This is a genomic window from Streptomyces viridosporus, assembly GCF_002078235.1.
GTDB classification, from domain to species: Bacteria; Actinomycetota; Actinomycetes; order Streptomycetales; family Streptomycetaceae; genus Streptomyces; species Streptomyces viridosporus.
Genome location: NZ_MSGP01000231.1, coordinates 1 through 7,742, shown reverse-complemented (window position 1 = coordinate 7,742; position 7,742 = coordinate 1). Strand labels below are relative to the sequence as shown.

The following is a 7,742-nucleotide window of genomic DNA, read 5'->3' as shown; positions in this document are numbered from 1 at the left end:
GAGCACGCCGACTGCCGGTGGCTGCTCGACGTCCTCTACACGGAGGAGCTGTTCGGCGAGCCGACCGGACCGCGTGCCGTGGTGGCGCTGGACGACTCCTCCGACGACACCCAGCTGCGCTACCAGGTCTCCGCGCACCGGCCCGCCGACGTGGACCGCGTCCTGGACCGGCTCGGCACGCTGCCCCGGACGTGCGAGCGGTTCACGGCGACCGCGCGGGCCGGTGCGCAGGACGTCCGGGTGGAGGAGCTGCCGCTGTCGGAGGCCGGGGACGCGCGGACGGCCCTGCGGGTCACGCTGACCGGTGAGGCGGCCGACGGCGAGCCGATGCGTCTCACCATGGACGTCGCGGCGGTCCGGGTCGGCGAGAACACCATCACCCTCACCAACGGCGGCTTCGGCGCGGTGCTGTCGGAGGTCACGCTGGGGGTGGCGCGGTTCGGGGCGGAGCGGCTGTCGGAGATCGGACGGCAGGCACGGGCCCGGGTCTGACGGCGCGGGCGGCCGGCCTCCGGCGGCGGTTCAGCCGAGACGGTCCACGGCCTGCTTGGCCTCGACCAGGTCGGCGCCCGTGGCCTCCCGGTACACCTTGACCGCCTGGACCGTCTTCCCCTCCCGCACGAGCGCGACGATCTCGTCCCGCCTCGGTATCTCCTCGCGCAGCCCCAAGTGCTCCAGCACCAGGTCGAGTTTGCGCTCGACCCGGGCCACGCGGCGGTCGGCCGCGGCGATACGGCTCCTGATCGAGATGCCGCTCAGGACCACCAGCAAGACGAGGAACAGAATCGTTGCGTCCATGACCGGCAACCCTATGCGCCGGAAGGCGGGTTGACAGGGGCCGGTGCTCAGGAGGCGTCGAACCGTCTGCGGTGCGCCACCACGTCCCGGGCCACGTCGAGGGCGGTGCGGTCGTGGGCGAAGGCGTCGCCGCGCAGGCGGGCCAGGGCCTCGTCGGCGCCGATCCCCAGCTGGGCCATGATCATGCCGACGGCCTGGTAGATCGTGTCCTGGTCGACGGCCAGCCCGCTCAGCCAGGGCTCGCCGCCCTGGAGCCCGTACTCCTCGCCGTGCGGCAGCTCCATCAGCGCCGCCGTCATGACACCGGCCACCAGCCGCGCCACGCGCAATTGCTCGTCGGTGAGTCCGCCGGGGGTGTCGCGGTAGAGGTCGAGCGTGCCGACGCACACGGAATCGCTGCCCAGCGGGATCGCGTACACGGCCCGCACGCCGGCGACGAGGGCCTGCTGGGCGAAGACGGGCCAGCGGTGGACGCAGGACTCGGCCGTGAGGTCGCGGACGAGCACGGGCGCCCGCGTCTGGAGCGCCCACCGGCAGGGGCCGTCCCCCAGGGTGGCCTGGAGCTGGGCGAGATACGCGGCGTGCGTACTGCTCGCGCCGAGCTGGACGGGCATGCCCTCACTGCGCAGCGACACGCTCGCGCCGTCCACCGGCAGCAGCTCGACGGCCATCGTGCACAACCGGCCCGGCACCTCCCCGGGCTCGGCACCGCGCACCCGGGCGGCGATCGCGTCGGCCGCCCGTTCGTGGCCGTGGTCGTCGGAGCCCCGGAAGCGGCCCTGACCCGGGTCGCCACCAGGGTCGTCCCTGGGGCGCACGACCATCGCCTCCCTCGCACGTCACCGGCCGGACGGAGCCCCGGCTACCCTCTCCGCCCGTCCCGAAACACGCCCCGTGTCGCCCCCGGGGGCCTCCCCGCCGGAAACGGACGTACGCGGTCCGGCCCGCGGGCCGGACACCGCGCGGGGGCCGATGCGGCACGCCGCGCCCGCCGTTCACACCGGGGGCTGCGCGGGTGCCGGTCCCAGGGTCGTCGTGCCCGGGGCCGTGCGGTGGCCGAGGCCGGTGCGGTAGGCGTCCAGGGCCGCCTCGACGCGGCCGGTGCGGCGCAGCAGGTCGCCGAGGAGGCGGCACAGGTCGGCCAGGTCGCCGGCGGCGCCCGCGCGTTCCAGCAGGCTCATCGCGCGGACGTAGTGCTCCTCGGCCCGCTCGGTCTCGCGGGCGTCCTCGGCGATGATGCCGAGCAGCCGGTGCGCCGCCGCCGCGTGCACCGCGCCCCGCTCGGGGGAGAGGCCGCCGAGCACGCCCCGCAGCAGATCCGCCGCCTCCCGCGAACTGCCGCGCCGGTGCAGTACGTCGGCCAGCTCGACGGTGACCTGGCTGCTGTACAGGGAGGCGCGCCGGGCCGACAGCATCTCCAGCGCCTCGCGCAGCTCCTCCTCCGCCCGCTCCAGCTCGCCGTTCTGCGCGTACACGTACCCGCGCATCCAGTGGCAGTTGGCCAGCTCGGTGCGCAGGTGCAGTTCCCGGTACAGCTCCGCCGCCTTCGCCAGCGAGGCGTCGGCCTCGGCGACGCGGCCCTCGGCGAGCAGGGTGCGGGCCACCGACCGGTGCATGCGCGCCACCAGCTCGGGGTTCCGGGACTGCGGCGCGAGCGCCAGCGCGAACTCCGCCGCCTGGGCGGCCCGCACGTACGCGCCCATGTCCATGTACGGGCCGATCGCGCCGGTGTACAGCAGCAGCAGCGCGTCCGGGTCGTGCAGACCGCCCCGGTTCAGCTCGTCGATCGTGGTCTCCAGCAGGTAGACCGCGTACCGCAGTTCCCCGGCGAGGTAGTGCGCGACGGCCCGTCCGCGCAGCGCCGGCACCCGGGCGGGCAGCGGCGCGTCGGCGAGGCACTGCTCCGCCCGCTCGAAGTACTCGCGCCCGGTGACCAGTTCGCCCGTCTCCAGCGCGCACTCCCCGAGCCCGAGGAGCGCGGCGGCCCGCTCCTCGGCCAGGCCGTGCGCCTCCGCCTCGGCCAGCAGCCCGGTGTACTCCTCCACCGCGGCCTCGGCCTCCCCGGCGGCGAGGGTGCGCTGCGCCCCGGTCAGCCGCAGCCGCAGCTCGGTGACGAGCCGGGCCGAACGCCCGGTCGCCAGTTCGTCGAACGCGACTCCGAGCCGGTCCGCGAGATGCCGCAGGGCGTCGTCGGAGGGACGCACCCGTCCGGACTCCAGGGTGGAGACGTAGGCGGGCGTGTACACCGGTTCGGCCAGCTGTTTCTGGGTCAGTCCGCGCTCCACCCGCAGCTTCTGCACCCGGCGCCCGATGGTTTCCGGGTCGTCCCGCTCAGCAACGCCCAACTCCCCCAGCCCCCCTTGCCGTTCGCGACCGACAGCCCCTAGGTTAAACCGCTGATTAAGCTTGTTTAACCCGTCGCTGTTGCGAGGTCGCCGTGCTGGAACGCACACGCACCACCGAGCGTTACGCCAGAGGCTTCGCCGCGGCCGTCGTCGCGGTCGCCGCGCTGATCCTGGCGGCCAATGCCGGCCCGGCCAGAGCCACTCACCCCGAGCCCGGACCGCGGACCACCGCCCCGGTGGAGGCGGCGGTGCGTTAGGGCCCGCCCGCGACGGCCCGGGGGGGGCCGTGGTCCGCCGGGCCTCGATGCCGACCGGCCCCGGCCTTCCGGCCGTTCCCGCACCTGCCGGTCGGCTCTGCGCCTGTCATTCGGCCCTGCGCCCGTTGGTCAGCCCTGCGTCTGCCGGTCGGCTCTGCATCTGCCGGTCGGCCCTGTGCCCGCCGGTCAGTCCTGCGTCTGCAACTGCCGTAGCTGACGCTGCACATGGTCCAGGGCGCCCTTGCGCCGACCGGGCACCCGGCTCCGCAACTCCGCCAGTGCCGGGCCCAGTTCGCGGGCCCGTGCCGGTTCGCCGATCCGGCCCCACTGGTGGTGCGCCCGGTCCACGGCCGTCTCGACGGCGGGCGCGTCCGCCGCCTGGCCGGCGGCCAGCCGCGCGGTGGCCACCGCCAGCCAGGCACGGCAGCTGCGCACCGCGTCACCGGCCAGCATCGCCAGGTCCGCCCTGACCTCGGCCCAGTGCAGCGCCTCCTCGGAGGCGGGACCGTGCGCCAGGCCGGCGGCCTGCTCGAGGCGTGCGGCGAGCGCGTCGGCGTCCGTGTGGCGGCCGGAGCGCACGGCGGCGGTGAGGGCCGCGTGCGGGTCGCCCGGGACGGGACCGCGCCGGGCCAGCACCAGGTCGGCGCCCGAGCTCTCCGGGGCGATCCGGGTCAGCGCCTGCTGGTGCAGCTCCTCGTCCGGCGGACGCCGCCCGCTGCGCAGAATCGTCGCGACCGCCTTCATGTACGCCGGTGCCGCGACACCGCGGCGGGACGGCGGCGGGGCGATGCGCCCGTAAACGGCGTTGTTGGGGCCGCAGTCGAGGGGGTCCGGGGCCGGGCCCGGCGGCCGGGGCGCGATCAGCGACTGCCAGGTCTCCGGGTCGGCGTGCAGGTCCAGGACCAGCGTCGTCGCGCCCGTCGGCCGCAGCCGGAGCTCCTCCCGGAACCAGTGCCAGGGGAACGCCGTGTACCGCACGGTGGACGCGGTCGTCCGGGCCAGCGCCAGGTGCGGCAGCCGTTGGCGGCGGTCGAGCTGGAGCTGGCCGGTGATGTACACGGTCAGCGGTCCGGGGGCGGCGGCGGCCGCGCGCAGCCGGGTCAGCACGGCCTGCGGCTGCAGCGGATCGGCGAGTTCGACGACGTTCGCGGTGTCGGTGCCGGCGAGCACGGCGGGCGGCACCGCCGCGAGGACCGGGAGCACGGACGCCGCGTCCACCAGTCGCCCGCGGCCCAGCGGCGAGGCCGCCAGCAGCAGCACGGTTCCGGTCATGGTCCCTCCCCCTGTCGATCAGTCAGGGCAGCACGGTAACCGCTGCGGCTGCGAAGGGGGTCTCAGGACGGTGAACGTCCCCCTTCGGGGTCTTCACCCCCCGTGGTGCGCACCCGCCGTACCGCGAAGGCCGTGGTGTCGTCGACCAGGTGGCCGTGGCTGTGCCGCAGCGTCCCGTCCCGGACGAGGGCGACCAGCCGGGCCGGCCGGGTGGCGCGCGGGTCCGCCACCACCGCCCGGGCCACGTCGGCGGCGAGGTTGTAGAACGTGCCGTCGGCGTCCCGGGCCTCGGTCACCCCGTCGGTGACCAGCAGCAGCGTCTCGTCGGGGGCGACCGACACCCGGTGCACGCCCGGCGGGCCCGGCGCGAGGTCGCCGAAGCCGAGCGGGAGCCCCCCGCCGCTCGGCAGGTACCGCACGCCGTCGGGGCTGACCGCCAGCGGGGGCTCGTGGCCGAAGACGACGACGTCCACCACGTCGGTCCGGTCCGCCGGGAAGGAGAGCAGCACGGCGGTGGCGAACCGGTCGCCGTCGCGCCGGCCGAGAGCCGTGGTGTACTCGCGGTGCCGCAGCATCCGGGTCTCCAGGTGCTTCGCGACGCTCGCCGGCTCCGGTTCGTGGTAGCCGGCCTCGCGGAAGGCGCCGAGCAGCACCGCCGCCGTCTCCACCGCGCCCAGTCCCTTGCCCTGGACGTCGCCGACGAGCACCCGGGTGCCGTGCGGGCCCGGCTGGATGTCGTAGAAGTCGCCGCCGACGCGGGCCTGGACGTCCGCGGTGAGGTAGACACCGGCGTGCTCCAGGCCGCCCCAGTCCGGCGGCAGGGGGCGCAGCAGGGTGCGGCGGACGGTGTCGGCGACGTCCCGCATGTGCAGCGCGCGGCGCTCCCCGCGCACCCGCACCGCGCAGGCCAGCGTGGCGAGGATGCCACCGATGGTGACGAGGATGAAGTCGGGCAGCCCCGACTGGTACTCGTGCGGCCAGGCGCTGTCCACGGCGGTGTAGACGAGGAGGGCGAGCACCGAGAACACGGCCGTGCCCCGCACCCCGCAGATCGCGGCGGAGATGCCCGGCACCAGCACGATCCAGGAGAGGGTCCGGAAGTCGCCGCTGCTCCCATAGTCGATCGCGGGGATGACGAGCAGCAACAGCAGCGGCGGCAGCCAGGCGACATCGTGTCCCCGCACGTACAGCAGGTCGGACCGGTGCACGGCAGGGCTGCGACCGGCCCGGGGGTACCGGTCGTGCGGGCCGTGTTCCCCGCTGCCCTGGCTCACCGCCCCAGCGAAACACGCGGCCGCCCGGCCCGCATCCGCTCCCGGGGCGGACCGCGGGGGCGCGCGGGCGCGTTCCCCGGACGCATCCCGTGGGGGTTCCGGGGCGCGTTCCCCGGGCGGGTCCGGTGGCCGACTTGCCGACGGCTCCCGGCCGGTGTGCTCTGGTAGGCGGGGGCGAGGAGAGAAGAGGAGGGCTTTCCATGGCTTACGCGGCACCCCGGGCCCGGCCCATGGGCGGGCGGCCCCGCACACCCGACATCTTCGACGCACGGACCCACCGGATCGCGAGGGTGGCGGTCCCCCTCGTCCTGGCCGTGGTCTTCGGTTACTGGGCGGCGGCCAACCAGCGCTACGGCGGCCCCATCACCGTCGGGAACTTCCTGTTCGGCTTCCTCTCCGGGATCGTGTTCTTCCTCGTCTACCTGGCCCTCCAGGCCGTCGCCCCGAGACTCCGGCGCGAGATGCACGCGGTGGTCTGGGCCGCCTTCATCGGCAGCGCGGTCGGTTTCCTGGTCAGCCAGTCCAACGAGTCCGTGGTGCGGTCCATATGGCTGGGACTGATCGTCGCGGCCGGCTCTTTCGTACTCCTGTTCTACCGCTACTACACGCGCGAGGACGCGGAGGGCCACCGCCGCGTCACATGACGGCCCGTCCGCGGGACGGGCGGGCCCACCCGGGCGCACCCCCGACGGGGCGGAGCACGACGGGGCCCGGCGCGCCGGGGCGGATCCCCCGGCGCGGGCGTGACGGGCGCGAGGTACCCGTTCGGCCCGCCCGGTGCACCCGTACGCGCCGCCGGCACTCGCGCACCCGGCCCCCGGCGCCTTGCCTGGAGGGGTGCCCCTCCACGACGAACCCTCCGCCGGCGGGCCCGCCGGCGGCGCTCCCCGCCACCCCGCGTCCCCCTGCGGCACGCCCCGCACGGCCCCCTGCCGCGACCGGCCGCACGCCCGGCTGCGCAACGCCCTGTCGACGGCGCTGGTCGTCCTGGCGTGCCTGCTCGCCCCGTGCGGCGCGCTCGCGGCCTGGGCGGTGTTCGATCTGGCCGACACCGGACGGTACGTCAGCACGGTGGCACCGCTGGCCGACGACCCCTCCGTGCGCGACGCGGTCGCCGACGTGCTCGCCGACGCCGTCGGGGACGCCATCGCGCGGAAGCTGGACGCGGAGGCGGCCAACGACGCGCTCGGGCCGTTCGTGCGGGACGCGGTGCACTCGTTCACTCGCACCGGGGCCTTCCGCACGGCGTGGGAGGCGGGGAACCTGGCCGTCCACGACGCGGTGCTGCGCGCCGTGCGCGAGGACGGGGCCGTCCGGGGGCCGGTCCTCGTCGACCTGGCCCCGGTCGCCGCGCGGGTCAGGGCGCACCTCGCCGCCGACCACATGCCGCTGGCCCACCGCATCCCGGTCGAGCGCACCGAGGTCGCCGTGGTGCCGGCCGAGGAGGTGGCCGGGCTCCGGAAGGGGTACCGCGCGCTGGACGCCGCCGCCTCCCGGCTGCCGCTCGCGTCCGCCGTCCTCGCCGTCGCCGGGATCGCCGTCGCCGGCTGCCGCCGCCGTGCGCTCACCGCGGCCGGCCTCGGCACGGCCCTGGGCGGCGCCCTGCTCGCCCTCGCGGTCGTCCTCGGCCGCCGCCTCACCCTGGCCGACCTGCCCGACCGGATCCACCGCCCGGCGGCGGGCGCGGTCTACGACGCCCTCACGGCCACCCTGCGCACGGCGTCCTGGCTGCTGCTCGCGCTCGGGCTGACGGTGGCCCGCCAGCCAGGAGACGAGGGCCACCGTCAGCCCGAGCG

The 7,742-nt window shown here is 76.0% G+C and carries 8 protein-coding genes and 1 pseudogene; 4 read left to right on the top strand and 5 right to left on the bottom strand.

Features of this window, described 5'->3' with window-relative positions; genetic code table 11:
- Nucleotides 1–492 (top strand): annotated as a pseudogene (locus B7L92_RS17180) (hypothetical protein); the annotation flags it as partial.
- Nucleotides 493–522: 30 nt separating this feature from the next.
- On the opposite strand, the gene B7L92_RS17175 reads toward B7L92_RS17180, so the two are convergent.
- The 3 genes from B7L92_RS17175 to B7L92_RS17165 form a co-directional block, all read right to left on the bottom strand.
- Nucleotides 523–798, bottom strand: a complete 276-nt coding sequence (locus tag B7L92_RS17175; protein WP_081238476.1) for a hypothetical protein — start codon at nucleotides 796–798, stop codon at nucleotides 523–525.
- A 47-nt stretch (nucleotides 799–845) separates the two neighbouring features.
- A complete protein-coding gene (locus B7L92_RS17170; RefSeq protein WP_081238475.1) occupies nucleotides 846–1,622 on the bottom strand; it encodes a GAF and ANTAR domain-containing protein in 777 nt (258 codons plus the stop codon).
- Nucleotides 1,623–1,793: 171 nt separating this feature from the next.
- A complete protein-coding gene (locus B7L92_RS17165; protein ID WP_081238474.1) occupies nucleotides 1,794–3,143 on the bottom strand; it encodes a helix-turn-helix domain-containing protein in 1,350 nt (449 codons plus the stop codon).
- Nucleotides 3,144–3,235: 92 nt separating this feature from the next.
- On the opposite strand from B7L92_RS17165, the gene B7L92_RS41110 reads away from it, so the two are divergent.
- Entirely contained in the window at nucleotides 3,236–3,400 is a 165-nt protein-coding gene (locus B7L92_RS41110) for a hypothetical protein (protein WP_004985714.1), read from the top strand.
- A gap of 186 nt (nucleotides 3,401–3,586) precedes the next feature.
- Here the strand turns inward: B7L92_RS41110 and B7L92_RS17160 are convergent, their stop codons facing one another.
- Nucleotides 3,587–4,672 (bottom strand): hypothetical protein, encoded by a 1,086-nt coding sequence (locus tag B7L92_RS17160; RefSeq protein ID WP_081238473.1) that lies wholly within the window; start codon nucleotides 4,670–4,672, stop codon nucleotides 3,587–3,589.
- A gap of 62 nt (nucleotides 4,673–4,734) precedes the next feature.
- A complete protein-coding gene (locus tag B7L92_RS17155) occupies nucleotides 4,735–5,946 on the bottom strand; it encodes a PP2C family protein-serine/threonine phosphatase (protein ID WP_081238472.1) in 1,212 nt (403 codons plus the stop codon).
- Between the two features lie 200 nt (nucleotides 5,947–6,146).
- Between B7L92_RS17155 and B7L92_RS17150 the strand changes: the two genes are divergently transcribed.
- Entirely contained in the window at nucleotides 6,147–6,590 is a 444-nt protein-coding gene (locus tag B7L92_RS17150) for a hypothetical protein (RefSeq protein WP_081238471.1), read from the top strand.
- 310 nt (nucleotides 6,591–6,900) lie between these two features.
- Nucleotides 6,901–7,742: cyclic pyranopterin monophosphate synthase MoaC (locus B7L92_RS17145; RefSeq protein ID WP_107501513.1), on the top strand; the 842-nt coding region annotated here is incomplete at its 3' end.